We start from the raw sequence: 1,122 nt of genomic DNA, 5'->3' as shown, positions 1-1,122 counted from the left end.
TGATATTTCGTACATTATAGAATTATTACGACATAATTTTTATAATGAAGAATACCTGTCTTGAGGGTAAAGATACAGAGCTTATTTCAGTTTTACAAGGTCATTTCAAAGGGAAACTCAATTTAGCAAGGGTCAAGCTCATTTGTTTATTTATAACGGCTTTATGCAAAATAAAAACAGTTAATTATGATAGGTTAGCATCGGGATTTGATACAACCGCCAATAAAAATAGCTCTTATAGGAGGGTTCAAAGATTCATGAAGGAATTTGACTTTCCTATGAAAATAGTTTCTTCTTTGATATTCAATGTATTACCGGTAAGATGCGATTTGGTATTGGTTTTAGATAGAACCAATTGGAAGTTCGGAACTAAAAATATCAACATTCTAATGTTGGGAGTCAGTTATAAAAAAGTTGCATTTCCATTGATGTTCAAAATGTTGGATAAACGAGGAAATTCAGATATACAAGAGAGGATTGATTTAATCAAAACCTACACAGAATGGTTCGGGAGGCAAAGTATAGATTGTCTCTTGGCTGATAGAGAGTTTGTTGGGGATAAATGGTTAGAGTTTCTAAACCAAAACAATATTAGGTATTATATTAGAATCAGAAATAATTTCAAAATTTATTCTTATCAAAAACAGGAAGAGATTAAGGCTTTTTGGTTGTTCAATAATTTAAAAATAGGCGAGTTTCACCACTATCCGAGAATTGTGGAGTTACATGGTCAAAAATGCTATCTTTCTGGGAACAAGACCATTGCTAGGGATGGGAAAATAGAATTTTTAATTATTGTATCATTCAATAAACCAGAACAAGCAATGGTTTATTATAAACAAAGAGGGCAAATTGAAACTCTTTTTAGAGGTTTAAAAAGTAGTGGTTTTAACATAGAAGACACACATGTGACGGATTTAAAAAGATTAGAAAAACTATTTTCTCTAACAATGATTGCTTTTGTATGGTGTTATAAAATTGGCGACTATTTGGATGAATACATCCAGAAAATAATAATAAAAAAACATGGCAGAAGAGCAGTAAGTGTTTTCAAGTATGGATTAGATTATTTGTCAAAATTTCTTTTGACAGGATTTAAATCTTTGGAAAACAATATGTTTT

1 protein-coding gene is annotated in these 1,122 nt (G+C 30.5%); it reads left to right on the top strand.

Annotated elements, in window-relative coordinates; translation table 11 throughout:
* Window positions 1–44 precede the first annotated feature (44 nt).
* A partial coding sequence (locus WFZ86_RS20085) for an IS4 family transposase (RefSeq protein ID WP_342693605.1) occupies window positions 45–1,122 on the top strand: 1,078 nt, incomplete at its 3' end.

This window comes from Flavobacterium polysaccharolyticum, assembly GCF_038739875.1.
In the GTDB taxonomy this organism is placed as follows: Bacteria; Bacteroidota; Bacteroidia; order Flavobacteriales; family Flavobacteriaceae; genus Flavobacterium; species Flavobacterium polysaccharolyticum.
The sequence above is the reverse complement of the archived record's forward strand: the minus strand, read 5'-3'. Positions and strand labels throughout refer to the sequence as shown.